Consider the following 24193-nt stretch of genomic DNA (forward strand, 5'->3'; position numbering starts at 1 on the left):
AAATACGTTCAGGTAAGCATGGCACGTCAGGCCGCGCCCGCCAATCGTGCCGCTTCTTCCAGGTCCACGCTGACCAGTCGGCTGACCCCCGGTTCGCGCATGGTGACGCCCGACAACTGGTGGGCTGCCTCCATGGTCGCCTTGTTGTGGCTCACGAACAGGAACTGCACCTTTTCGCTCATTTCCTTGACCATGTTGGCGAGGCGGCCGACGTTGGCTTCGTCCAGCGGTGCGTCCACTTCGTCCAGCAGGCAGAACGGCGCGGGGTTGAGCTGGAAGATCGCAAACACCAGCGCCACTGCGGTCATCGCCTTCTCGCCACCGGACAGCAGCGAGATGCTGGACACGCGTTTGCCCGGCGGGCGCGCCATGATCGCAACACCGGTGTCGAGCAGGTCTTCACCGGTCAGTTCCAGATAGGCGTGGCCGCCGCCGAACAGGCGCGGGTACAGCTGCTGCACGCCGGCGTTGACCCGGTCAAAGGTGTCCTTGAAGCGGCCACGGGTTTCGCGGTCGATCTTGCGGATGGCGTCTTCAAGGGTTTCCAGCGCGGTGCACAGGTCGGTGTTCTGCGCGTCCAGATAGTCCGAACGCTGCGAGGCTTCGCCGTATTCCTGGATGGCGGCCAGATTGACCGGCTCCAGTCGGCGCATGCGGCCGTCAATCTGGTGCACGGCCTGCTCCCAGTCGCTGATGCGCGCCTCTTCGGGCAGCGTGTTGATCACGTCCTGCAGCACGAAGCCGGCCTTTTCCACCGAGGCAGTGAGCTGCTCGGCGCTCAGCACCAGCGCCTGCTGGTCGAGCTTGCGCTGGGAAATGCGTTCACGCTGGGCCAGGGCCTGCTCGTCGCGCTGATGGCGGGTCTGTTCGAAGGTGCGCAGTTCGGCGTCGATGCCTTCCAGCAAGGTGCGGGCCTCGCCCAGCACGCGGTCGGCGCGGACACGCTCGCCGAGGGCATTCTGGTGCTCGGCCTCAAGTGCGGTAACAGGGGTATCGCCGTCGTCCAGCTGCGCGTGCAGCTCGCCCAGGCGCGAATCGAGCTGGCCGCGCTGGGTGCTCATGCGTTCCAGCGCCTGCCCCAGCGACGTGAGCTGGGCGCGCTGCGATTCCAGAGTGAGGGCGAGCGAATGCGAGCGCTCGCGCACCGTGCGCGCGGCTTCGCGGGCCTGATCGCGGGCGTCACTGAGCTGGCGACGTTCACCTTCCAGCGCCTGACGCACGGATTCAAGGTCACCCATGCTGCTGACCGCGTCATCGAGACGGGCGCGCGCTTCGCGCACCTGCTCACGTCCGGTGTCGAGGGTTTCAATCAGCTGGGCGAGTTCGCCTTCGATGCGATCGATGCGGGTACGCGCGGCCTCGACCTTGCCCTGCTGGCTCTGCAGCTGGCCACCCAGCTCGGAGACACTGCGGTGGGCCAGATACAGCTGGCGCTGGGCATCTTCGCGCTGCTGTTCGCCGGCCAGCAGCTGGTCACGGAACGCGGCGAGCTGTTCTTCGAGGGTGGCTTCGCGTTCCTGCAGGGCGTCGATCTGTTCGCGCAGGGTGACGATTTCGCGTTCGCGCAGCAGTGCACCCTGCTTGGCAGCGCCGGAGCGCGACACGCGCACCCAGCCCTCGCCCAGGCGTTCGCCGCCACGGGTGATCACCGAATCGCCGTCGGCGAGTGTGGCCTGCAGCGCGCGCGCCTGTTCCAGATCGTCGGCGGCATGCAGGCGGGCCAGCAGGCGGCGGATGGCGGTCGGGCCCTGCACCTTGGCGGCCAGCGAGGTTGGAGCCACGGCGAGCGGCTCCTGCTCGGCGCTGACCAGGGCGATACGGCCCTCGCCCAGCTCGGCCAGTGCGCCAACCAGCTGTTCGGGAGCGTCGACCAGCACGCCTTCGATCAGCTGACCGAGTGCGCTTTCCACGGCGTTTTCCCAGCCGCTGTCGACGGTGAGACGCTCGCCAACGCGGGCACCGGAGTCCAGCCCGTGCTGCTTGAGCCAGGCCACGGCAGCGCCCTGCTCCTGGCCGAGGGCCGCCTGCTGCAGGGTTTCCAGCGACGACAGGCGACCACGCGCGGCCTGGGCCTGCTTGCGGATGTCGGCGAGTTCACTCTGGCCAGTGCGCTGGCGCTCCTGCAGGCCCGCCACGGCTTCCTTGCGGGACTCCACGGCTTCAGTCAGCCCATCCAGCGCGGCCTTCTGGGTTTCGTGCTGCAGGTGCAGCTCTTCAAACGCTTCGGCCAGGGCATCCAGATCCAGCCCGGTGCGCTCGGCAGCCAAGGCTTCGCGGCGGCGGTCGGCTTCCAGCACCTGACGGTCGAGGTAATCGACGCGGGTGCGTTCCACTTCGCCGGCGCGCGAGGCTTCGGACGTGCTGCGGGTATGGGCTTCCCAGCGCGCCTGCCAGTCAGACAGCCGGCTTTCGGCGTCGCGCAGGGCTTCCTGCTTGATCTCGTTTTCTTCCTGCAGCTGCTCCAGCTGCGGCTCGGCCTGTTCAACGGCTTCGCGCAACACGATCAGCTTGGCTTCGTCGCCGCTGATGTGCTGACCGAGGTCAGCCAGCGCCTGCTGGGTTTCATCGCGCGCCTTGTGCAGGCGCTGCGACATTTCCTTCTGGTGCTGGATCTGCTGTTCGAGCCGGGCCAGGGTGCTGCCGACCTGATACACCTCGGCCTGGGCGGTGCTGAGGGCGTCAGCGGCTTCCTCACGGCGCACGCGACTGGTCTCGATGCGGGCTTCGGCATCGCGCTGCTCGGCAATGAATTGCTGCAGGCGGGTTTCTTCCTGCGACAGCGCCTCGCGCAGGCTGCCCAGGCGGCCGTCGAGATTGCGGAACTCCAGCGCCTTCCACTCGGCGTCCTTGACCTTGCGCTCTTCCTGCAGGGCCTGGTACTGCTCGGCCTGACGGGCCTGGCGCTTGAGGTGCTCGAGCTGTTTGCCGATTTCCTCGCGCAGGTCGTTCAAGCGGTCGAGGTTTTCGCGGGTGTGACGGATGCGGGTTTCGGTTTCCTTGCGGCGCTCCTTGTACTTGGAGATGCCAGCAGCTTCTTCCAGGTAGACGCGCAGGTCTTCGGGCCGGGCTTCGATGATCTGGCTGATCATGCCCTGCTCGATGATGGAGTAGCTGCGCGGGCCGAGGCCGGTGCCCAGGAACAGATCGGTGATGTCGCGCCGACGGCACTTGGTGCCGTTCAGATAATAGTTGCTGCTGCCATCGCGGCTGACCGTGCGCTTGACCGAGATCTCGTTGAACGAGGCATATTCGCCGGAGATGGTGTGGTCGGTATTGTCGAAAATGAGTTCGACGGTGGCCTGTGAGACGGGCTTGCGCGCGGACGAGCCGGAGAAAATGACGTCGGTCAGCGAATCGCCACGCAGCCGGCTGGCCGAGCTTTCGCCCATGACCCAGCGCACGGCGTCGATGATGTTGGACTTGCCACAGCCATTGGGCCCGACCACACCGGTCATGTTGGTGGGCAGATGCAGGGTGGTGGGATCAACGAACGACTTGAAGCCGGAGAGCTTGATCGTGGACAGACGCATGGCGTGGTTGGCTTTCCGGGGCAGTCGCGATGGCCCTGAGTATACCGGGGATGGGGCATGTCACTGGCCTGGGGTTGCCGGGCCCTCCTCGCTGCGCCCGGCTGCTATCGGATCGCCTGCGCTCCGTTGCGCCGAGCCGCTACCGGATTGCACGCGCTCCGTAGAGCCGGGCTTGCCCGGCTGCGGCTGGATTCAGGCGAACAGCCCATGGTTCACGGACTCTCTGGCTTGGCGGGTCGGGGTGGGCGTTCCGGGGGACGCTGCAAGTACGTCCATGTAAGCTCGATCGCCGCATCCATGCGGCTCACGCCCCCTCCAGCCCACCCCCCCGCCCCGACAGGCCATCGGTGGCCATGGAAGATCAAATGCCAACGCGGTTGTCATTCCGTCCGCTTCGCGACCCACCGTCGGGGGGCGAGGCCAGGTACCCCCCGCCATGACACTCCACGGCATGGATGCCGTGGAGTAGCCCCCATGGATGGGTTCACGGCGTGTCCCGGAGCGGGGGTGCCTGGCCCCGCCCCAGCACGTAGAAATCGAAACGCCGCATTTCGCGCAGACGTTCATCGACCGACCAAAACAAAAACGGGCACCCTTGCGGGCACCCGTTTCAGCGATTCCGGCTTTTCAGCTGGGATCAGGCTTCGCCGACCACGATCACCTTGACGGTGGTTTCGACGTCTGCGTGCAGGGCCACCACGACGTCGAACTCGCCGACGTTGCGGAAGGCGCCTTCGCCCAGGATCACTTCGCTCTTTTCCACCGGCAGGCCGGCCTTGGTGAAGGCTTCGGCGATGTCGCGCGGGCCGACCGAGCCGTACAGCTTGCCTTCGGTCGAAGCGTTGGCGGCGATGGTCACGCTCTGGCCTTCCAGCTTGGCCTTGCGGGCTTCAGCTTCGGCGTGGATGGCGTTGGCCTTGGCTTCGTAGTCGGCGCGCTTGGCTTCGAACTCGGCCTTGTTGGTTTCGGTTGCCGGCACGGCGAAGCCGTTCGGAACCAGGAAGTTACGGCCGTAGCCCGGCTTCACTTCGACCAGGTCACCCAGGGTGCCCAGGTTCTTGACCTTCTTGATGAGGATCAGCTGCATGATGAAACTCCAAATCGTTATTCGTTAGCGAAGCCCGCAGGCCCCGCAGCAGATGGCTGTCCGAATAGCTGGCGGAACGGGCGGCGCGGGGCCGCCCATCCGGCATCAGACGTCGTGGTTGTCGGTGTACGGGATCAGGGCCAGGAAACGGGCGCGCTTGACGGCCGTGGCCAGCTGGCGCTGGTACTTCGACTTGGTGCCGGTGACGCGGCTCGGCACGATCTTGCCGTTCTCGGTCAGGTACTGGCGCAGGGTGTTGAGATCCTTGTAGTCGATCTCCTTCACACCTTCAGCCGTGAACTTGCAGAACTTGCGGCGACGGAAGAACTTGGACATGTGCGTGCTCCTTAGGCGGCAGAAGCGGCGTCGTCGCCGGCTTCGTTGTCAGCGGTGTTGGCGGCTTCGCCTTCTTCGTCGTCACGACGACGACGCTCGCCACGCTCGGGCTTGTCACCCTTCTCGTCCTTGCTCTTCATGATCAGCGACTGCTCGGTGTCAGCCTCGTCACGCTTGATGACCAGGTTGCGCAGCACGGCGTCGTTGAACTTGAAGCTTTCGGTCAGTTCGGTCAGGACGGCCTGATCGACTTCGATGTTGAGCAGCACGTAGTGTGCCTTCACCAGGTTCTGGATCGGGTAAGCCAGCTGACGACGGCCCCAGTCTTCCAGACGGTGGATGGTGCCGTTGCCGGCTTCGATCAGCGACTTGTAGCGCTCGATCATGGCCGGGACCTGTTCGCTCTGGTCCGGGTGGACCATGAACACGACTTCGTAATGACGACTCATGTGTGTATACCTTTCGGATGTGGCCCTTGCGGACCGGACAGCTCCCCGCAGGTGAACGCGGTGGAGCAAGGGATCCTGCCCGGAAGCAGGCAGGAAGCCGCGCATTATGCAGTGGCTCAAGACCCTTTACAAGTCAACCGTCTCATTTATCCGTGCGACGGGCTGACTTCAAGCTGGCGGATCCTCAGGCCGCCAGCCGGAATCTCCTCAGACTCCGTAACCACGCGGACACGAAGAACACCTGGCCTGGACACTACAAAGGGGGCCAACTGGACATTCACGCGCCACCTATTCGTCACGTAGCCGCCCCGCGGCGACGGCGCCATCAGTGGCATTGCGGATTCGGCACTGGCCGCGGAAAGCTGCGCAATTGCCTCAGGAGGAGCCGCACGTGACGCGATCTCCTCCTCTCCAAAGTACACCTTCACCTCCAAACTTTTGAAGGGTTCATCGGCCGGCGTGGACGCAGACACCAGAATTGTGAATACCGGTAACTGAAGGGGAAAGGCGGGCACGCCCATCTCCTCCCCATACATTCCAATGATCAGCAGCTTTCCCGAGTCTTCGTGGCGGAGATCGTCGCAGAAAATCGCATGTGCGGCCCTGGCACGAACGACCGGGACGCCGGAGCTGCCAATCACTTCGTCAGGCATACGACTGGTCCAGTTCCCGGTGTGCCGTACGGGTAGACGGGTCAATGCTTATGCCATCAGAAGCGCAGTCGTTGCTTTTGACCAGACCCTGAAAGATCAACGCCTTGGTCGCGAGCGCAACCTGCTTCGACTCGGCCCGCTCCGATTCTGTCATGGCAAGCCAGACGCCATCCAACCGGTCAAGAAGCTCATCTTCAAGCGCCGCATTTCCTCCGTGACGCGCTGCGTAGCGCTCCTTGAGCAGCTCTGCATACTCGTAAAGTAGTGTACTCATGGGTCGTATGGCTCCCAAATCGGCTGCGTTGCGTGAATACCTGCCCTGAACTCAGCGAATGACATTTCTCTTGCCGGCTCAATCACTCTGTGCGCGGGAAAGCTCAACGGCTTGTCCTGCCTGACCCGCAAGCCGGCAGACAAACCCTGCTCGGCAATCGAGAAGATGACGTGATCGTCTGATGCTCCCCCGTGTAAGACGGGAGTCCGGTGAGCAGGCAATGCCTGCCACTGTTCGCATACGACCGACATTCCCCCCGAAGCCGGCACCACCCGGCCATTGACGACTGGTAGGTCCTTATCGGCCCGCACACCCAGGGTCGCACCCGTGTCCCCACATTGGGGCCTGAGGGGCGCTCCGGCCGCCGGCCTCATGCCGCGGTAAAGCATGACCCTCGTCCCGGCATTCATTCATAGGCTGGCAGCGCTCCCGGAGAAAAGTTATCCACAGGCCCAGCTTATGCCATTTGCCGACCGTCCACCACCCAGCCGACAGAACTTTGCAACAAGTTGTAAGAGCCACGTCTGTGGCGGGTTCAGGCCTTGTCGGCGTCGGTCGTGAAGCTCTCGCCGCAGCCGCATTCAGCGGTGGCGTTGGGGTTTTTGAACGTGAAGGTCTCGCTCAGGCCCTGCTTGCCGAAGTCGATTTCGGTGCCGTCCACCAGGTCCAGGCTGGCCGCGTCCACGTAGATGCGGACCCCGTCCTGCTCGAACACGGTGTCGCCTTCGCGCTGGTCGCGGGCCAGGTCGGTGATGTGGCCCCAGCCCGAACAGCCAGTGCGGGTCACGCCAAAGCGCAGGCCCAGTGCGCCCGGGGTCTGGGCAACGAACTTCTGCACGCGGGCAAAGGCAACAGGGGTAAGGCTTACGGCCATGACAGGCATCTCCAGCAGATCGGTCTCATTATAGGTCCACGGCCCAGTCAGAAATGCCTCGCAAGCAGAACACTGCAACCGTTAAACTTCCCGTTCAGAGATCGAGTCGATCAACAGAGGATTCAAGTCATGACGGTGGTCAGCGTTGAACATGCGCTTGCCGGGAAGATCCCGGAAGGCGGCGAGGCAACAGTACGGGGCTGGGTGCGCACGGTGCGCGGGTCTGCGGCGCTGGCCTTCGTCAATGTGACCGACGGTTCCTGCTTCGCCCCGATCCAGGTGGTGGTCAACGACACCCTGTCCAACTTCGAAGCGGTCAAGGCACTGACCCCGGGCTGCTCGCTGATCGCGCGCGGCACCCTGGTCAAGTCGCAGGGCAAGGGCCAGTCGTTTGAGATCCAGGCCGAATCCGTCGAGATCGTCGGCCTGGTCGAAGACCCGCTGACCTACCCGATCCAGCCCAAGCCGATGTCGCCGGAGTTCCTGCGCGAAGTGGCGCACCTGCGCCCGCGCACCAACCTGTTCGGCGCGGTCACCCGCATCCGCAACTGCCTGGCCCAGGCCGTGCACCGGTTCTTCCACCAGAACGGCTTCAACTGGATCAGCACCCCGATCATCACCACCTCCGACGCCGAAGGCGCGGGGCAGATGTTCCGCGTGTCGACCCTGGACATGGTCAACCTGCCGCGCAACGACAAGGGTGAGGTCGACTTCAGCCGTGATTTCTTCGGCAAGGAAACCTTCCTGACCGTGTCCGGCCAGCTCAACGTCGAGGCCTACTGCCTGGCGCTGAGCAAGGTGTACACCTTCGGCCCGACCTTCCGTGCCGAGAACTCCAACACCACCCGCCATCTGGCCGAGTTCTGGATGATCGAGCCGGAAATCGCCTTCGCCGACCTGGCCGAAGACGCGCGCCTGGCCGAGCAGTTCCTGAAGTACCTGTTCCGTGCGGTGCTGGACGAGCGCGGCGACGACCTGGCCTTCCTGGCCGAGCGCGTCGACAAGAACGCCATCACCAAGCTGGAAGGCTTCATCAACGCGCCGTTCGAGCAGATCGACTACACCGAGGCGGTGAAGCTGCTGCAGAACTCGGGCAAGAAGTTCGACTTCCCGGTGGAATGGGGCCTGGACCTGCAGACCGAGCACGAGCGCTGGCTGACCGAGGAGCACATCGGCCGCCCGGTGGTGGTGACCAACTACCCCGAGCACATCAAGGCTTTCTACATGCGCCTGAACGACGACGGCAAGACCGTTGCCGCGATGGACGTGCTGGCCCCGGGCATCGGCGAGATCATCGGCGGCAGCCAGCGCGAAGAGCGCCTGGACGTGCTGGATGCGCGCATGGCGCAATTCGGTCTGGACCCGGCGCACTACGGCTGGTACCGCGATTTCCGCCGCTACGGCTCGGTGCCGCATGCCGGCTTCGGCCTCGGCTTCGAACGCCTGGTGGTGTACGTGTGCGGGCTGGGCAACATCCGCGACGCCATCCCCTACCCGCGCGCACCGGGCAGCGCCGAGTTCTGACCCTGCCGCGCCCACTCTGATCACGGAGGCAACTGCATGACCCTGTTCTTCGCGCTGTGTTTCGTCGGCGTGGCGATCGCCGGGTTCAGTGCTTTCGTGATCTTCTGGCCGTTGACGCTGATCCATATCCGCGACCGCCACCCGGCCCTGGCCGACCGGTTCGGCAGCGGCGCGTTCCTGCAGCCGCAGGCGCTGCGCTGGCTGCTGGGCCGCGATTACCGACAGACCCCCGACCGCTCGCTGTCGGGTCTTGCGACGCCGGCCTGGCTGTCGCTGCTCACCTTGCTGGCCGGGCTGGGCATGGCCGCCCTGCTCTGGCTGCTTTCACTGGTACTGACATGAACGATATTTCCGCCGACCGCGACTCCTGGTGGCTGGCCAGCCTGGGCAACACGCTGATCTGGGCCCGCCTGCGCGTGCGCCCGGCCGGCACCGCCGAGGTGCTGGACAGCGACGGCAACACGCTCAGCTACGACAGCGAAGACACCGCACGCTCACAGCTGTTCGACGCCGACTTCGTCGAATTCGACGGCCTGGATGAGGAAGACGCGCTGGTGCGCGGCTTCTCGCTGCATGAAGTGCAACCGCCGCAGGCCGCCAATGACGATGGCCTGCGCGGGCGCATGGTGCAGAGCCTGGGCCGGAGCGTCTGAGGCCACCGTGTTCACCCCGTCCTCCTTCGCCACGCGTGACCTGGTCTGGCTGGACCGGCTGATCGCCCGCGATGCGTTCGTGACCGTGGTGACCACCGGTCCCGACGGCCTGCCCTTCGTGACCCTGCTGCCAGTGCTGTACCGCCGCGATGGCGACGCCATCGTGGTTGAAGGGCATTGGGCCAAGGCCAACCCGCAGTCGCGTCACAGCGGCCCGGCACTGCTGCTGGTGCACGGTCCGCACGGTTATGTGTCACCGGGCTGGTACCCGGACAAGGAAAGCGAAGGCCGCGTTCCAACCTGGAACTACGCCGCCGCGGAACTGCGCGGCACGCTGGAAACCATCACCGACCGCGACTGGCTGATCGACCTGCTCGACCGGTTGAGCACCCATAACGAAACCCAGGTCGGCAGCGACTGGCGCTTCGACCCCGATGACACCCGCCAGGCCAAGCTGCTGCCGGGCATTGTCGGTTTCCGTTTCCGCGCCGAACAGGTGCAGATCAAACTCAAGCTGAGCCAGAACCACCCCGACGCCAACCAGCTGTCGGTGATTGCTGCCCTCGAGGCCGAAGGCACCCCCGCTTCCCGCGAGCTTGCGCAGTGGATGCGCGATGTTCGCGACCCGGCCGCCGCTGGCGGCTGATATCACAGGAATACCCGCCTCATGAAAGACATCCACAAGCTGCTGCAGAACAACCGCGACTGGGCCGACCGGATCGAGCACGAAGACCCGGAGTTTTTTGCCCAGCTGGCCAAGCAGCAGCACCCGGAATATCTGTGGATCGGTTGCTCGGACTCGCGCGTGCCGGCCAATCAGATCATCGGCATGGCCCCGGGTGAAGTGTTTGTCCACCGCAACATCGCCAACGTGGTGGTGCATACCGATCTGAACTGCCTGAGCGTGATCCAGTACGCCGTGGACCAGTTGAAGATCAAGCACATCCTGATCGTCGGCCACTACGGCTGCGGCGGCGTGCACGCCAGCCTGAACAACGTGCGCGTGGGCCTGGCTGACAACTGGCTGCGCCACGTCAGCGATGTCGCCCAGAAGCACGCTGCGATCCTTGATGAAATCGAAGATCCGGATCTGAAGCATGCGCGCCTGTGCGAGCTGAACGTGATCGAGCAGGTGGTCAATGCCTGCCGCTCGACCATCGTCCAGGACGCCTGGGCACGTGGCCAGAAGCTGATGGTGCACGGCTGGGTGTACAGCCTGAAAGACGGTCGCGTGCGCGAGATGGGCATCGACGTCGGTGCCCCGGAAGACCTGGCACCTGCCTACGAAAAGGCCCTGGCGCATGTGCCGCGCCGCGGCAAGCGCGACTGATCCCTACTGCAAGGAACGCCCCCATGCTGCCCGCCCCGATCAACCTGCACGCCTGGATCGAAGAGAACCGGCATCTGCTCAAGCCGCCGGTCGGCAACAAGATGATCGAGAACGGCGACTTCATCATCATGGTGGTGGGCGGCCCGAACAGCCGCACCGACTTCCATTACGACGAAGGCCCGGAGTGGTTCTACCAGTTGGAAGGGGAAATGACCCTGAAGGTGCAGGAAGACGGCAAGGTGCGCGACATTCCGATCCGCGCCGGCGAGATTTTCCTGCTGCCGGCCGGCGTGCCGCATTCGCCGCGCCGCCCGGCCGGCGGCGTCGGCCTGGTGGTGGAGCGCAAGCGCCTGCCGCATGAGCGCGACGGGGTGATGTGGTTCTGCGAGCGCTGCAACCACAAGCTGTACGAGGTGTACTTCACCCTGGAGAACATCGAGACGGATCTGCCGAAGGTGTTTGCCGAGTACCAGGCGGACCTGGAGCTACGCACCTGCGATGCCTGCGGGCACGTGGATCCGTTGCCGGGCGGGTGATCCCGGCACATCCGGATTAAGGCGTCTGGGGCTAAACTGCGATATCTCAGACAATCGTCATTGCCATGTCCGAACTGCTCAGCCGTTCCCATGCCGTCGCCCTGGATGCTGCCGACCCGCTGCGCGCCCTGCGCAGTGAATTCGTGTTCCCGCAGCACAACCACCGCGACCAGACCTACTTCGTGGGCAACTCGCTGGGCCTGCAGCCGCGCAAGGCCCAGGCGGCCGTGCAGGACGTGATGGACAAGTGGGGCGCGCTGGCGGTGGAAGGCCATTTCACCGGCGACACCCAATGGCTGCGCTACCACCGCCTGGTCAACGAGCAGCTGGCCCGGGTGGTCGGCGCACTGCCCAGCGAAGTGGTGGCGATGAACACCCTGAGCGTGAACCTGCACCTGATGATGGTCAGCTTCTATCGCCCGACCGCGCAGCGCCCGGTGATCCTGATGGAAGCCGGGGCTTTCCCCACCGACCGCCACGCGGTGGAATCGCAGATCCGCTTCCACGGTTTCAACCCCGATACCGACCTGGTCGAAGTGCAGCCAGACGAAGGCAACGGCACGATCTCGCAGCAGGCCATTGAACGCGCCATCGCCGAGCATGGCCCGCGCCTGGCGCTGGTGTTATGGCCGGGCGTGCAGTACCGCAGCGGCCAGGTGTTCGACCTGGACGCGATCACCCGCGCGGCACGCCTGCAGGGAGCCAACGTCGGCTTCGACCTGGCCCACTCGGTGGGCAACGTGCCACTGCAGCTGCACGACATCGCGCCCGACTTTGCGGTGTGGTGCCACTACAAGTACCTCAACAGCGGTCCGGGTGCCGTGGCGGGCGCGTTCGTGCACGAACGCCACCATCGCGATACCACGCTGCCGCGTTTTGCCGGCTGGTGGGGCCACGAGGAAGCCACCCGCTTCAAGATGGCCCCGCAGTTCGTGCCGGCAGTGGGTGCTGAAGGTTGGCAGCTGAGCAACCCGCCCGTGCTGGGCCTGGCCCCGCTGCGTGCGGCGCTGGACGTAGTCGATGCCGCCGGCGGCATGGAAGCGCTGCGCGCGAAGTCGCTGCAGCTCACCGGCCTGCTGGATGCGCTGGTGCGTGCCCGTCTGGCCAATGTGCTGGAAGTGCTGACCCCGACCGAGCCGGAGCGTCGCGGCTGCCAGCTTTCGCTGCGCGTGATCGGCGGTCGCGAACGCGGCCGCAGCCTGTTCGAGTTCCTGCAGACCGTCGGCGTGCTGGGCGACTGGCGCGAGCCCGACGTGATCCGCATCTCACCCACGCCGTTGTACAACCGTTACCTCGACCTGCATCACTTCGTCGAGGAAGTCGAATCCTGGGCCGGCCTGTAAGTCGCCCCCTCCCCCGCTGGAACGCTCTTGATCGCACACGCACACCGCTCCCTGAGCATCATTGGTGCCGGCCTGGCCGGTTCGCTGCTGGCCATCCTGCTGTCACGCCAGGGCTGGCGCATCACCCTGTATGAGCGCCGCGGCGACCCGCGCATTGCCGACTACGAGTCCGGCCGCTCAATCAACCTGGCGCTGGCCGAACGCGGCCGCAATGCGCTGCGTCAGGCCGGCGTTGAAGAAGAGGTCATGGCCAAGGCGGTGATGATGCGCGGCCGCATGGTGCACACCCGCGACGGTGAAACCCAGCTGCAGCGCTATGGCCGTGACGACAGCGAGGTGATCTGGTCGATCCACCGCAAGGATCTCAACCACACCCTCCTGCAGCTGGCCGAAGACGCGGGCGCGCAGGTGCACTTCCACCGCCGTCTGCATACGGTGGATTTCGAGGCCGGCTACGCCCGTTTCATCGACGACCGCGACGACCAGCCGCATGACATCCGCTTCGACACCCTGATCGGGGCCGACGGGGCCGGCTCGGCGCTGCGCGCGGCGATGAACCGCAAGCACCCGCTGGACGAACGCATCGAGTTCCTGGGTCATTCGTACAAGGAACTGGAGATTCCGCCCACAGAAGACGGCGGCTTCCGCATCGAAGCCAATGCCCTGCACATCTGGCCGCGCGGCCAGTACATGTGCATCGCCCTGCCGAACGACGAAGGCACCTTCACCGTCACCCTGTTCCTGCCCAACGAGGGCAACCCCAGCTTTGCCACCACCCGCACCGGGGCCGAGGCCGAAGCGCTGTTCGCGCGTGATTTCCCCGATGCGCTGCCGCTGATTCCGCACCTGCGCCGCGACTGGGAAGAGCATCCGCCCGGCCTGCTCGGCACGCTGTACCTGCGCCAGTGGCACCTGGCCGGCCGCGCCGTGCTGCTCGGTGATGCCGCGCATGCGATGGTGCCGTTCCACGGCCAGGGCATGAACTGCGCGTTCGAAGACTGCGTGGCGCTGGCCCGTCACCTGCAGGAACAGGATTCGCTGGAAGCGGCATTTGCGGTGTTCGAGGCCGAACGCAAGCCGAATGCGGAAGCGATCCAGCAGATGGCGCTGGAAAACTACCTGGAAATGCGTGACCGCGTTGCCGACCCCGCGTTCCAGCTGCAGCGCGAACTGGAACAGCAGTTGCAGGCACGCTGGCCGACCCGCTTCGTGCCGCACTACACCATGGTCACGTTTCTGCACACGCCGTATGCCGTGGCGCTGGAGCGCACCAACCTGCAGCGGCGCATTCTGGAGGACGCCACCGCCGGGCACAGCACGCTGGAACACATCGACTGGGCAGCGCTGGAACGCATCGTGCACGCGCAGCTGCCGGTGCTGGAGGGTGCGCACTGATGGCGGCCGACAGCTTCCTGTTCTATGACCTGGAAACCTTCGGCCAGGACCCGCGCCGCACCCGCATCGCCCAGTTCGCTGCGATCCGAACCGACGCCAACCTGCAGGTCATCGATGAACCGGTGAGCTTCTACGTCAAGCCGGCCGACGATGTCCTGCCCTCGCCGATCGCCACGCTGATCACCGGCATCACCCCGCAGCACGCGCTGGCCGAAGGCGTGAGCGAGGCCGAGGCGTTCGCACGCATCAACGACCTGATGGCACGCCCGGGCACCTGCACCCTGGGCTACAACACGCTGCGCTTCGACGACGAGTTCGTGCGCCACGGCCTGTTCCGCAATTTCTTCGACCCCTACGAGCGCGAGTGGCGCAACGGCAATTCGCGCTGGGATCTGCTGGACATGCTGCGGCTGGTGCATGCGCTGCGCCCGGACGGCATCGTCTGGCCGCAGCGCGAGGATGGCGCGACCTCGTTCAAGCTGGAGCACCTGGCCACGGCCAATGAGGTGCGCGTGGGCGATGCGCATGAAGCGCTGTCGGACGTGCACGCCACCATCGGCATGGCGCGACTGTTCAAGCATGCGCAGCCGCGCCTGTGGGACTACGCACTGAAGCTGCGCGACAAGCGCTTTGTGGGCTCCCTGCTCGACGTGGATGCCGCGCAGCCGGTGCTGCACATTTCCATGCGCTACCCCGCGTCACGCCTGTGCGCGGCACCGGTGCTGCCGTTGGCGCGCCACCCGTACATCAACAACCGCATCATCGTGCTCGACCTGGAAGGCGACATCGACGGCCTGCTGGACCTGCCCGCTGAGACGCTGGCCGCACGCCTGTACACCCGGGCTGCTGATCTGGCCGAAGGCGAACAGCGGGTGCCGCTCAAGGAAGTGCATCTGAACAAGGTGCCAGCGCTGGTGGCGTGGAATCACCTGCGTCCGGCCGATCACGCACGCCTGGGCATCGATGTGGCCGCGGTGGAGGCAGCGGCCGAACGCGTCCGCGCCGTTGCAGCCGCAGTGGCTGAAAAGGTCCGCCAGGTGTTTGGCGGCGAACGGGAGATGGCTCCCAGCGACGTGGATGCCTCGCTGTATGACGGCTTCCTCGCCGACGGCGACAAGGCATTGATGACCCGCCTGCGCACCAGCCCGCCGAGCGAGCTGGCCAGCTATGCCGCGCGCCTGCGCGACCCGCGCATGCCTGAACTGCTGTTCCGCTACCGCGCACGCAACCACCCCGAGACCCTGGATGCGGCCGAGCGCCAGCGCTGGAACGACTACCGTCGCCAGCGTCTGCTCTGCGAACCCGGCCTGGGCGAGCAGACGCTGCCGCAGTACCGGGCGCAGATCGAGGCGCTGCGTGCCGAACACGCGGCCGAACCCGCCCGGCTGGCGCTGCTGCAGCAGCTGACCGACTGGGGCAATCATCTGGAGCAGAGCCTGTGAGTACCTATTTCACCCCCGCCAGCTTCACCTTCCTGCGTGGACTGGCGCGCAACAACGACAAGACCTGGTTCAATGATCACAAGGACAAGTACGAGGCGCATGTGCGCCAGCCGTTCCTGCGCCTGATCACCGACCTGCAGCCGGACCTGGCCACGGTGAGCCCGCACTTCCGCTCCGACCCGAAAACGGTCGGCGGCTCGCTGTTCCGTATTTACCGCGATGCGCGCTTTTCCAACGACAAGTCGCCCTACAAGAGCTGGCAGGGTGCGCGCCTGTTCCATGAACGCCGCAAGCAGGTCGCGGCTCCTTCGTTCTACATCCACCTGCAGCCGGGCGAGAGCTTTGTTGGGGCCGGGCTGTGGCATCCCGAGCCGGATACCCAGCGCAGGATCCGCCATTTCATTGTCGACAACCCGGGGGCATGGAAGGCGGCGGCGCATGCGCCGGCGCTGCGGAAGCGCTTCGACTTCGAGCAGAGCGAGATGCTGGTGCGGGCTCCGCGCGGGTTCGAGCCGGACTTTGAGTTCATTGACGACCTGAAGCACAAGAACTGGGTGTTCTGGCGGCCGCTGGAGGATGCGGTGATGACCGGTCCGAAGCTGCGGCAGACCTTGGCCAAAGACCTTACTGCGCTGGGTCCGTTTGTGGATTATCTGTGTGCGGCGTTGGATCTGGAGTTTTGAGGGTGGGTCGGGCAGCCACGCAGGGCGTGGCTCTACGTGGGGTTGACGGAGTGTGGGGCACGATTGCGCCATGAAGAAGCTGATTGGGATTGTGGTTGCACTGGCGGTGCTGCTGGCGGCCTATGTGGTCGGCGGGCCGTACCTGACCCTGCGTGGTCTGGCGCAGGCGGTTGAGCAGCGCGATACCTCCAAGCTGGACCGCTACGTGGACTTCCCGATGCTGCGCACCAACCTGCGCGCGCAGCTGGATGACTACGTGGTGCGGCGGGCCGGGCCGGATGTGCAGTCGAATCTGGTCGGAGCCCTGCTGCTCACCGCCGGACAGCAGCTGAGTGGCACCGCGGTGGATGCGATGGTGACGCCGACCGGAATCGGGGCGCTGCTGGAGGGGCATACGCTGTGGAAGCGGGCCAGCAATGACCTGGAAAGCAATGATGCCTATGCGCCGCCGAAGGCCGCTCGCCCCTTGGAGGGGGCCAGCCATCGGTTTGAGTCGACGTCACGGTTTACTGCGACCACGCAGACTGCACAGGGGGCACCGGTGGTGTTTGTGCTGCAGCGGCAGGGGTTGAGCTGGAAGCTGGTGGATATCCAGCTTCCGTTGGATTGACGGCGTCACGACCAACGGTCGTGACCTACCGAATGCGGCAGACCCGGTGGGTCACGACCATCCCGGAGGGTCACGACCCTCCCGGTGGGTCACGACCGTTGGTCGTGACGGCGGATCAATCGTTCGCCACACCATGCGGCACATGACCTGCGGCCACGCTCTGGTGCTGGCGGGCGCTGTCGATGTTGTGCTGCGAATCGTCGAAGAAAATGTCCGCGCCGAAGGCTTCCAGGAACGGACCCTTGTGGCGGCCGCCAAGGAACAGCGCTTCGTCCAGACGCACGCCCCACTCCCTCAGCGTACGAATCACCCGCTCATGCGCCGGAGCCGAACGCGCAGTGACCAGCGCGGTGCGGATCGGTGCGTCGTCGCCGGACGGGAACACCTGCTGCAGGGTGTGCAGCGCCGACAGGAAGTTGCGGAACGGACCGCCGCTGAGCGGCTCACGGGCGTTCTCGCGCTCATGCCGGCCAAAGGCTTCCACGCCCTGCTCGCGCGAGATGCGCTCGCTTTCGTCACCGAAGATCACCGCGTCGCCGTCGAAGGCAATGCGCAGCTGGCTGCGTGAACGGCCCAGGTCCGCCTGGTCAGCGGCGGCCAGGGTTTCGTCGTAGGGCTTGGGCAGAATCGTGGCCGCGGCGATGCCGTGGCGCAGCGCGCGCCGCACCGATTCGGGGTTGGCCGACAGGAACAGATCGGTGCCGAACGGCTTCACATACGGCCAGGTCGGCTCGCCGGCGGTGAAGGTGGCGCGGATGATGCCCAGGTCGTAATGCTGGATCGAGTTGAAGATGCGCAGGCCGGTGTCGGCGGAGTTGCGCGACAGCAGGATGACCTCCACCCGCGGCGACTCGGGCGACTGGCCCTGGTTGAGCGCCAGCAGCTTGCGCACCACCGGGAAGGCCACGCCGGGGCGCAGGATGTCGTCCTCGTGCTTGCGCTGGTACTCGGCATAGGCGTCCACGCCTTCGGCCTCGAACAGGGCATGGCCCTCTTCCAGGTCGAACAGGGCACGTGAGGTCACGGCTACGGTCAGCAAGCGGGGGGTGTTGTCGCCCATAACGGTCTGCAATCCAGTGCGGCCGAAGCGGCCGGCCAGCTATTGTCGGTCAAAACATGAACTGTTCGCTGAGAATCCGGTCTTCCAGGTTGTGTTCCGGATCAAACAGCAGGGTCACCCGGCGCTCGCGGGATTCGCGGATGGTCACCTCGACCACGTCGCGGGTTTCATGCGAATCGGCGGTCACACTGACCGGGCGCTTGTAGGGATCCAGCACGCGGAAGCGCACTTCGGTGTCGGCCTTGAGGATGGCCCCGCGCCAGCGCCGGGGACGATACGGGGCCAGCGGGGTGAGCGCGATGGTATGCGAGCCCAGCGGCAGAATCGGCCCGTGGGCCGAGTAGTTGTAGGCGGTACTGCCGGCCGGCGTGGACACCAGCACACCGTCGCCGATGAGCTCGCTGACCCGTTCCTGGCCGTTGAGGTCGACGCCGATATGCGCGGCCTGGCGGGTCTGGCGCAGCAGCGAGACGTCGTTGTAGGCCAGCGAGCCGGTGGTGGTGCCCGACTCGGTAAGTGCCAGCATTTCCAGCGGCCGCAGGTTGGCGGGTTCGGCCAGCGCGATGCGCATCGGCACGTCGTCTTCGGCCCGGTACTGGTTCATGAGGAAGCCCACCGTGCCCAGTTTCATCCCGAACACGGGTTTGCCCAGGTGCCCATGCCGGTGCAGGGTCTGCAGCATGAAGCCGTCACCGCCCAGCGGGCAAAGCACGTCGGCGTCCTCGGGCGAATGCTCGCCGTAGCGCGCCAGCATCGCCGCGCGGGCCTGCTGTGCAGGTTCGGTGGTACTGGCCAGGAAGGCGATGCGGGGGGTATCGCTCATGGGGGTTCCGGGTGGGGCTTGGGTTGAAGGATAACCGGGGTTGTTCGCGAACGGCGGCGCTTTGATTCATCCGTGCTGGGCGGGGGCCAGGCACCCTCGCTCCGGGACACGCCGTGAACCCATCCATGGGGGCTACTCCACGGCATCCATGCCGTGGAGTGTCCCTCCGGAGGGTACCTGGCCCCCGCCATGATGGTTTGTCGCAAGGCGGATCGAACAGCAACAGCATGTGTTGTTCTGGGGTCATGCGTTACCGGGTGTGGGGAGTTTCAGGGCCGTCGTCTGTCGACCGACGCTACCGGGGCTGCGTGCTTTTGATTATCGTTGGCCGCCGATTGATTGTCGGGGGGCCATCGGATGGGGGGTACGGGACCGTTGAAAACATGGATGTTTTCGACGAGCCCCCATGGATGGGTTAACGGCGTGTCCCGTACCCCCCATCCGATGGCCCCAAGCACTTACGCCCGCAGCCGAGGGTTGTTCGCGCGAATCCAACAAAAAAGGCCCCGCCGGAGCGGGGCCTTTCGGGCTTCAGCCGTTCAGACGCTTATGCGCCGTGGGCGGCGAGCTGGCCCAGGCGCTGGACGGCGACCGAGACGGTCGGGTAGTCCAGGGTCTTCTGCTCGGCCAGTTCGGACAACATCGCCAGGGTGAAGCGCAGGCTGTTGTCGTCGCGACCGATCCAGGTGGCGACCTTGGCTTCCGCACTGCCGCCCTTGGTGCCCAGCACCTGGCCGGCCAGGTTGCGGTGGTGCGCCGCCAGTTCATCACGCAGCACGCCTCGGGCCACCGCGTGCCAGCGGCCGTTGACCTCCAGCGCGTCGATCTGCTCGAACAGCCACGGCAGCTGCAGCGCGTCGCCCAGGCGGAAGTGGACCTTCGACACGTCCACCGGCTTCAGCTTGCGCGTACGCGCCAGTTCGATGATGTCGAACGCCGGTTCCAGGAAGTGCAGTTCGGCCAGCTGCTGTGCCAGTGCCGGCGGCAGGCCCTTTTCCTTCCACTCCGCCACCAGGGCTTCGTAGGTCGGACGCTGCGAATCCGGCAGCACACCCGATGCTTCGCGGATGTCGTTGAACGGACCCTGGTAGCGGTTCACCGCCTCGGTGATGCCCGGCATCGGGCCGGGGCGGAACAGCAGCCAGCGCACGAACGAACGCTGCAGCTTCCAGATCACTTCCAGTGCGTCGATCTGCACCGACTCCGGCACCGTACCGTCCAGCGCGTCGATCTGCGCCCACAGCGCGCGTGCGTCCAGCGTTTCACGGCTGATCGTGTACGCCTTGGCCACTTCCGAGATCGAACGGCCGGTGTCTTCCTGCATGCGCATCAGGAAGGTTGCACCCATCCGGTTGATGGTCTGGTTGGTCACCGCCGTGGCGATGATCTCGCGCTTCAGGCGGTGCCGCTCCATCGCGTCGGCATACTTCTTCTGCAGCGGCGTCGGGAAGTAACGCAGCAGTTCCTTGGACAGGTACGGGTCTTCCGGAATATCCGATTCCAGCAGTTGCTGGAACGCCACCAGCTTGGAATACGACAGCAGCACCGACAGTTCCGGACGGGTCAGGCCCTGGCCGCGTGCCTTGCGCTGCGACAGCTCGGCATCCGACGGCAGGAACTCGATCTGACGATCCAGCAGCCCCTGCTGTTCCAGCGTGCGGATGAAGTGCTGCTTGGAACCCAGGCGCTTGACCGCCATCCGCTCCATCAGGCTCAGCGCCTGGTTCTGGCGGTAGTTGTCGTTCAGCACCAGGTCGGCCACTTCGTCGGTCATCGACGCCAGCAGCTTGTTGCGCTGGTCAACCGTGAGCTTCTTGGCCCGCACCACATCGTTGAGCAGGATCTTGATGTTCACTTCGTGATCCGAAGTGTCCACACCCGCCGAGTTGTCGATGAAGTCGGTGTTGAGCAGCACCCCGGCCTGCGCGGCTTCGATGCGGCCCAGCTGGGTCATGCCCAGGTTGCCGCCCTCGCCCACCACCTTGCAGCGCAGCTCGCCACCGTTCACGCGCAGCGCGTTGTTGGCGCGGTCGCCGACGTCGCTGTGCTGTTCGGTCGCAGCCTTGACGTAGGTACCGATGCCGCCGTTCCACAGCAGGTCCACCGGGGCCTTCAGGATCGCGCTCATCAGGTCGTTCGGCGACAGCGCCTTGACGCCATCGTCCAGACCCAGCGCTTCGCGCACCTGCGGGGTGATCTCGATCGACTTCAGGGTGCGCGGGTAGATGCCGCCGCCCTTGCTGATCAGCTTGGCGTCGTAGTCGGCCCAGCTCGAACGCGGCACGGTGAACATGCGCTCACGCTCGACGAACGAGGTGGCCGCATCCGGATTCGGGTCCAGGAAGATGTGGCGATGGTCGAACGCGGCCAGCAGGCGGATGTGGCGCGACAGCAGCATGCCGTTGCCGAACACGTCGCCGGACATGTCGCCCACGCCCACGGTGGTGAAGTCCTGGGTCTGGCTGTCACGGCCCAGCGCACGGAAGTGACGCTTCACCGATTCCCACGCACCGCGTGCGGTGATGCCCATGCCCTTGTGGTCGTAACCGACCGAACCACCCGAAGCGAACGCATCGCCCATCCAGAAGCCGTGCGCGATGGCCAGGCCGTTGGCGATGTCGGAGAAGGTCGCGGTGCCCTTGTCAGCCGCCACCACCAGGTACGGGTCGTCCATGTCGTGGCGGACCACGTCCACCGGCGGCACGATCTTGTTGTTGACGATGTTGTCGGTGATGTCCAGCAGGCCCTGGATGAACAGCTTGTAGCAGGCCACGCCGTTGGCGAACACCGCGTCGCGGTCACCGCTGGCCGGCGGCATCTTGGCGAAGAAGCCGCCCTTCGCGCCAACCGGCACGATCACGGTGTTCTTCACCATCTGCGCCTTGACCAGGCCCAGCACCTCGGTGCGGAAGTCTTCGCGACGGTCCGACCAGCGCAGGCCACCACGGGCGACCGCGCCGAAGCGCAGGTGGGTACCTTCCACGCGCGGGCCGTACACGAAGATTTCGCGGTACGGGCGCGGCTTGGGCAGGTCCGGCACCAGCGCCGAATCGAACTTGAAGCTGATGCAGTGGCCCGGACGGCCATTGGCATCGGTCTGGTAGTAGCTGGTACGCAGGGTGGCGTTGATCACGCCCATGAAGCTGCGCAGGATGCGGTCTTCGTCCAGGCTGGAGACGCGGTCCATCAGCTTGACCAGCGCTTCGCGGGTGGCTTCCATCTGCGCGTCGCGGCTGCCCTTGCGCGCATCGACCACGGTCTTGAGCACCTTCAGGGTGCCCTCGTCGCCGCCGGCCAGCACGTTCAGATGCGCACGCAGCTGGGCCTGGCCTTCAGCGATAGCGTCCTTGTCCTCATGCCCGGTAGCCGGGTCGAAGCGGGCTTCGAACAGCTCCACCAGCAGGCGGGCCAGCAGCGGGTAGCGGGTGAAGGTACCTTCCACGTAAGCCTGCGAGAACGGCACGCCGGTCTGCAGCAGGTACTTGCAGTAGCCACGCAGCATCGCGACCTGGCGCCAGTGCAGGCCAGCGGCCAGCACCAGACGGTTGAAGCCGTCGTTCTCGGCGTCGCCGTGCCACACGCGGGCGAAGGTTTCACCGAAGGCTTCATCGACGCTGGCGGCATTGATAGCACCGGCGGTCGACTCGACTTCGAAGTCCTGCACGTACACCGGGGCGTTGTCGACCGTCAGACGGTACGGACGCTCGGCGATCACGCGCAGGCCCATGTTTTCCATCATCGGCAGCGCGTCCGACAGCGGAATGTCGTCCAGCTGGCGGTACAGCTTCAGGCGCAGGCCCTCGCCGTTCTCGCGCTGCACGGCCTGCAGGCTGAGGCGCAGGTCGTCCGGACCGGTCAGCGCGTCGAGCTGGCTGACGTCGTTGGCCGCGATCTCGGTGCTGGAATCTTCGATGTAACCGGCCGGCAGTGCCTTGCCGATGCGGGCGGCAATGCGCAGGCCTTCGGTTTCACCGTGGCGGGCCACCAGCGCTTCGCGCAGGTCGTCCTGCCAGTTGCGCAGCACCTGGGCCAGCTTCTGCTCCAGTGCCGAGGTGTCCACGTCCAGCGTTTCACCGGCCTTCGGGCGCACGATCAGGTGCACCTGGGCCAGCGGCGATTCGCCCAGCACCACCGAGCTGTCGACGTACTCACCGTGCAGCGCTTCCTTCAGCATGGCCTCGATGCGCAGGCGCACGTCGGTGTTGAAGCGTTCGCGCGGCAGGTAGACCAGTGCGGAAATGAAGCGGCTGTACTTGTCGCGACGCAGGAACAGGCGGCTGCGCACGCGCTCCTGCAGGCCCAGCACGCCCATGGCGGTGCGGTACAGCTCTTCCTCGCTGGACTGGAACAGCTCTTCGCGCGGCAGGGTTTCCAGGATGTGGCGCAGGGCCTTGCCGCTGTGGCTGGCCGGGGCCAGACCCGACTGCGTCATCACGTATTCGTGGCGCTGGCGCACCAGCGGGATTTCCCACGGGCGGCGGTTGTAGGCGCTGGAGGTGAACAGACCGAGGAAGCGCTGCTCGCCGATGATCTTGCCCTTGGCGTCGAATTCCAGCACGCCGATGTAGTCCATGTAGCCGGCGCGGTGCACGCGCGAACGGGCATTGGTCTTGGTCAGGATCAACGCGTCCTTCAGCCCGCTGGTGGCATTGAGCCCCTGCGCGGCGAGGGTCTTGACCGGGCGGGCAGCCGAGGTGTCGCGGCCCTTCATCAGGCCCAGGCCGGTGTCGTTGAGCGGAGCCAGCACTTCTTCCTTGCCCTGCTTTTCCACGCGGTAGGCGCGGTAGCCGAAGAAGGTGAAGTGGTTGTCGGCGGCCCAGCGCAGGAATTCCTGGGCCTCGGCGCGCGAAGCGGCGTCCACCGGCAGCTGGCGGCTGCCGAGGTCGTCGGCGATGCTCAGCGCCTGGGTGCGCATGGCGTCCCAGTCACGGACGATGGCACGCACCTCGTCCAGCGACTTGCTGATCGCCTTTTCCACGTCGGCCATGGCCTCGGCCGGCTGACGGTCGATTTCCAGCAGCATCACCGATTCGGCGGTGCCTTCGCTCACCTGGGTGAGCTTGCCGGCCTTGTCACGGCTGAAGCGGATCACCGGATGACCCAGCACGTGCACGCCAATGCCCTGCTCGGCCAGCGCCATGGTCACCGTATCCACCAGGAACGGCATGTCGTCGTTGACGATCTGCAGCACGGTGTGCGGCGATTCCCAGCCGTTGGCCTTCAAGGTGGGGTTGAACACGCGGACGTTGGCCTTGCCGACCTTGCGGCTGCGGGCGAATTCCAGCATGTCGGCAGCCAGTGCGGCCCACTCCTCAGCGGTGTGGTGCGGGAACTCGTCCGCTTCCATGCGCTTGTAGAAGTCTGCGGCAAAAGCCACTGCCTCGGCCTGGGCGGCCGCCGGGTAACGCTTGCGCAAGGCCGTGTATACCGGTTCCAGAGAGAAGCCCACTGGCGAAACAGTCTGCGTATCGGCTGGTTTGGTTTTTGCTTTCACGGTCTTGGCGACAGGTTTTTGCGGTTTCATGGCAGAGCGATGCGTGTTGCTCAGTTGGAAAAATGAAATTGTAGCCCTGTTGCGTGAAAAGGCCTTG

21 protein-coding genes are annotated in these 24193 nt (G+C 65.5%); 11 read left to right on the top strand and 10 right to left on the bottom strand.

Annotated elements, in window-relative coordinates; genetic code table 11:
• Positions 1–26: 26 nt before the first annotated feature.
• From smc to PDM29_RS20055, 7 genes are all read right to left on the bottom strand, one after another.
• Positions 27–3530 (bottom strand): chromosome segregation protein SMC, encoded by a 3504-nt coding sequence (gene smc, locus PDM29_RS20025; RefSeq protein ID WP_311191773.1) that lies wholly within the window; start codon positions 3528–3530, stop codon positions 27–29.
• Positions 3531–4167: 637 nt separating this feature from the next.
• Positions 4168–4617 carry a 50S ribosomal protein L9 gene (gene rplI, locus PDM29_RS20030; RefSeq protein ID WP_311191774.1) on the bottom strand — a complete coding sequence of 150 codons (450 nt, stop codon included), beginning with the start codon at positions 4615–4617 and terminating at the stop codon, positions 4168–4170.
• A 105-nt stretch (positions 4618–4722) separates the two neighbouring features.
• Entirely contained in the window at positions 4723–4953 is a 231-nt protein-coding gene (rpsR, locus tag PDM29_RS20035; protein ID WP_002804494.1) for a 30S ribosomal protein S18, read from the bottom strand.
• Positions 4954–4964: 11 nt separating this feature from the next.
• Positions 4965–5402 (bottom strand): 30S ribosomal protein S6, encoded by a 438-nt coding sequence (gene rpsF / locus PDM29_RS20040; RefSeq protein ID WP_311191775.1) that lies wholly within the window; start codon positions 5400–5402, stop codon positions 4965–4967.
• A 146-nt stretch (positions 5403–5548) separates the two neighbouring features.
• On the bottom strand, positions 5549–6055 hold the full coding sequence (locus PDM29_RS20045) for a DUF6941 family protein (RefSeq protein WP_311191776.1): 507 nt from the start codon (positions 6053–6055) through the stop codon (positions 5549–5551).
• Complete coding sequence (locus tag PDM29_RS20050; protein ID WP_311191777.1) at positions 6048–6329, bottom strand: hypothetical protein; 282 nt, start codon at positions 6327–6329, stop codon at positions 6048–6050. Before PDM29_RS20050 ends, PDM29_RS20045 begins: the two co-directional genes overlap by 8 nt.
• Positions 6330–6864: 535 nt before the next feature.
• Entirely contained in the window at positions 6865–7203 is a 339-nt protein-coding gene (locus tag PDM29_RS20055; protein ID WP_311191778.1) for a HesB/IscA family protein, read from the bottom strand.
• Between the two features lie 129 nt (positions 7204–7332).
• Between PDM29_RS20055 and asnS the strand changes: the two genes are divergently transcribed.
• From asnS to PDM29_RS20110, 11 genes are all read left to right on the top strand, one after another.
• Positions 7333–8727 carry an asparagine--tRNA ligase gene (asnS, locus tag PDM29_RS20060; RefSeq protein WP_311191779.1) on the top strand — a complete coding sequence of 465 codons (1395 nt, stop codon included), beginning with the start codon at positions 7333–7335 and terminating at the stop codon, positions 8725–8727.
• 36 nt (positions 8728–8763) lie between these two features.
• Entirely contained in the window at positions 8764–9069 is a 306-nt protein-coding gene (locus tag PDM29_RS20065) for a hypothetical protein (RefSeq protein ID WP_311191780.1), read from the top strand.
• Complete coding sequence (locus PDM29_RS20070) at positions 9066–9380, top strand: hypothetical protein (protein WP_311191781.1); 315 nt, start codon at positions 9066–9068, stop codon at positions 9378–9380. The genes PDM29_RS20065 and PDM29_RS20070 overlap by 4 nt, the downstream gene beginning before the upstream one ends.
• 7 nt (positions 9381–9387) lie before the next feature.
• Positions 9388–10026, top strand: a complete 639-nt coding sequence (locus PDM29_RS20075; RefSeq protein WP_311191782.1) for an FMN-binding negative transcriptional regulator — start codon at positions 9388–9390, stop codon at positions 10024–10026.
• A gap of 21 nt (positions 10027–10047) precedes the next feature.
• A complete protein-coding gene (gene can / locus PDM29_RS20080) occupies positions 10048–10710 on the top strand; it encodes a carbonate dehydratase (RefSeq protein WP_311191783.1) in 663 nt (220 codons plus the stop codon).
• Positions 10711–10733: 23 nt separating this feature from the next.
• Positions 10734–11246, top strand: coding sequence for a 3-hydroxyanthranilate 3,4-dioxygenase (locus PDM29_RS20085; RefSeq protein WP_311191784.1), 513 nt, complete (start codon positions 10734–10736; stop codon positions 11244–11246).
• A gap of 65 nt (positions 11247–11311) precedes the next feature.
• On the top strand, positions 11312–12589 hold the full coding sequence (gene kynU / locus PDM29_RS20090; protein ID WP_311191785.1) for a kynureninase: 1278 nt from the start codon (positions 11312–11314) through the stop codon (positions 12587–12589).
• A gap of 27 nt (positions 12590–12616) precedes the next feature.
• Complete coding sequence (locus tag PDM29_RS20095) at positions 12617–13984, top strand: FAD-dependent oxidoreductase (RefSeq protein WP_311191786.1); 1368 nt, start codon at positions 12617–12619, stop codon at positions 13982–13984.
• Positions 13984–15426 carry an exodeoxyribonuclease I gene (sbcB, locus tag PDM29_RS20100; RefSeq protein ID WP_311191787.1) on the top strand — a complete coding sequence of 481 codons (1443 nt, stop codon included), beginning with the start codon at positions 13984–13986 and terminating at the stop codon, positions 15424–15426. The genes PDM29_RS20095 and sbcB overlap by 1 nt, the downstream gene beginning before the upstream one ends.
• Positions 15423–16109, top strand: a complete 687-nt coding sequence (locus PDM29_RS20105; protein ID WP_311191788.1) for a DUF2461 domain-containing protein — start codon at positions 15423–15425, stop codon at positions 16107–16109. Before sbcB ends, PDM29_RS20105 begins: the two co-directional genes overlap by 4 nt.
• 70 nt (positions 16110–16179) lie before the next feature.
• Positions 16180–16719 carry a DUF2939 domain-containing protein gene (locus PDM29_RS20110; RefSeq protein ID WP_311191789.1) on the top strand — a complete coding sequence of 180 codons (540 nt, stop codon included), beginning with the start codon at positions 16180–16182 and terminating at the stop codon, positions 16717–16719.
• A 115-nt stretch (positions 16720–16834) separates the two neighbouring features.
• Here PDM29_RS20110 and PDM29_RS20115 read toward each other — a convergent pair whose 3' ends face one another.
• The 3 genes from PDM29_RS20115 to PDM29_RS20125 form a co-directional block, all read right to left on the bottom strand.
• Positions 16835–17779 (bottom strand): 5'-nucleotidase, encoded by a 945-nt coding sequence (locus PDM29_RS20115; RefSeq protein WP_311191790.1) that lies wholly within the window; start codon positions 17777–17779, stop codon positions 16835–16837.
• A 49-nt stretch (positions 17780–17828) separates the two neighbouring features.
• Positions 17829–18602: an NAD kinase gene (locus PDM29_RS20120; RefSeq protein ID WP_311191791.1), complete on the bottom strand. Its 774-nt coding sequence runs from the start codon at positions 18600–18602 to the stop codon at positions 17829–17831.
• A 547-nt stretch (positions 18603–19149) separates the two neighbouring features.
• Positions 19150–24126, bottom strand: coding sequence for an NAD-glutamate dehydrogenase (locus PDM29_RS20125; protein WP_311191792.1), 4977 nt, complete (start codon positions 24124–24126; stop codon positions 19150–19152).
• Between the last annotated feature and the right edge of the window lie 67 nt (positions 24127–24193).

The organism is Stenotrophomonas oahuensis (assembly GCF_031834595.1).
GTDB lineage: Bacteria > Pseudomonadota > Gammaproteobacteria > Xanthomonadales > Xanthomonadaceae > Stenotrophomonas > Stenotrophomonas oahuensis.

Bases quoted from the DNA above. Each gene is read 5' to 3' on its own strand.
- PDM29_RS20110 (WP_311191789.1), top strand. From the start codon at position 16,180: ATGAAGAAGCTGATTGGGATTGTGGTTGCACTGGCGGTGCTGCTGGCG.
- PDM29_RS20115 (WP_311191790.1), bottom strand. From the start codon at position 17,779: ATGGGCGACAACACCCCCCGCTTGCTGACCGTAGCCGTGACCTCACGT.
- rpsR (WP_002804494.1), bottom strand. From the start codon at position 4,953: ATGTCCAAGTTCTTCCGTCGCCGCAAGTTCTGCAAGTTCACGGCTGAA.
- kynU (WP_311191785.1), top strand. From the start codon at position 11,312: ATGTCCGAACTGCTCAGCCGTTCCCATGCCGTCGCCCTGGATGCTGCC.
- sbcB (WP_311191787.1), top strand. From the start codon at position 13,984: ATGGCGGCCGACAGCTTCCTGTTCTATGACCTGGAAACCTTCGGCCAG.
- PDM29_RS20045 (WP_311191776.1), bottom strand. From the start codon at position 6,055: ATGCCTGACGAAGTGATTGGCAGCTCCGGCGTCCCGGTCGTTCGTGCC.
- PDM29_RS20055 (WP_311191778.1), bottom strand. From the start codon at position 7,203: ATGGCCGTAAGCCTTACCCCTGTTGCCTTTGCCCGCGTGCAGAAGTTC.
- PDM29_RS20065 (WP_311191780.1), top strand. From the start codon at position 8,764: ATGACCCTGTTCTTCGCGCTGTGTTTCGTCGGCGTGGCGATCGCCGGG.
- can (WP_311191783.1), top strand. From the start codon at position 10,048: ATGAAAGACATCCACAAGCTGCTGCAGAACAACCGCGACTGGGCCGAC.
- smc (WP_311191773.1), bottom strand. From the start codon at position 3,530: ATGCGTCTGTCCACGATCAAGCTCTCCGGCTTCAAGTCGTTCGTTGAT.
- PDM29_RS20125 (WP_311191792.1), bottom strand. From the start codon at position 24,126: ATGAAACCGCAAAAACCTGTCGCCAAGACCGTGAAAGCAAAAACCAAA.
- PDM29_RS20085 (WP_311191784.1), top strand. From the start codon at position 10,734: ATGCTGCCCGCCCCGATCAACCTGCACGCCTGGATCGAAGAGAACCGG.
- PDM29_RS20050 (WP_311191777.1), bottom strand. From the start codon at position 6,329: ATGAGTACACTACTTTACGAGTATGCAGAGCTGCTCAAGGAGCGCTAC.
- PDM29_RS20070 (WP_311191781.1), top strand. From the start codon at position 9,066: ATGAACGATATTTCCGCCGACCGCGACTCCTGGTGGCTGGCCAGCCTG.
- rpsF (WP_311191775.1), bottom strand. From the start codon at position 5,402: ATGAGTCGTCATTACGAAGTCGTGTTCATGGTCCACCCGGACCAGAGC.
- asnS (WP_311191779.1), top strand. From the start codon at position 7,333: ATGACGGTGGTCAGCGTTGAACATGCGCTTGCCGGGAAGATCCCGGAA.
- rplI (WP_311191774.1), bottom strand. From the start codon at position 4,617: ATGCAGCTGATCCTCATCAAGAAGGTCAAGAACCTGGGCACCCTGGGT.
- PDM29_RS20120 (WP_311191791.1), bottom strand. From the start codon at position 18,602: ATGAGCGATACCCCCCGCATCGCCTTCCTGGCCAGTACCACCGAACCT.